General features: G+C 50.7%; 1 rRNA gene. It reads left to right on the top strand.

The features are described from left to right. Positions 1 to 343: ribosomal RNA gene (locus GO013_RS16820) — 23S ribosomal RNA — on the top strand; the annotation flags it as partial.

Here is a 343-nt window from a genome sequence, read left to right as displayed (position 1 = left end):
TAAGAGGCAGTGGAGGACCGAACCCACATCCGTTGAAAAGGGTGGGGATGAGGTGTGGATAGGGGAGAAATTCCAATCGAACCCGGAGATAGCTGGTTCTCCTCGAAATAGCTTTAGGGCTAGCCTCGGTAGAGATTAGCGGAGGTAGAGCACTGAATTTCCTAGGGGGCGTCAAAGCCTACCGAAGAATATCAAACTCCGAATGCCGCAGAATTGCTTACCGGGAGTCAGACTGCACGAGATAAGTTGGGCAGTCGAAAGGGAAAGAGCCCAGACCTTCAGTTAAGGTCCCAAAGTGCGCGTTAAGTGGAAAAGGATGTGGGATTTCAAAGACAACCAGGAT

Origin of the sequence: Pseudodesulfovibrio sp. JC047 (assembly GCF_010468615.1) — a bacterium.
Classification (GTDB): domain Bacteria; phylum Desulfobacterota; class Desulfovibrionia; order Desulfovibrionales; family Desulfovibrionaceae; genus Pseudodesulfovibrio.
This window is presented reverse-complemented; position numbering and strand designations above follow the sequence as displayed.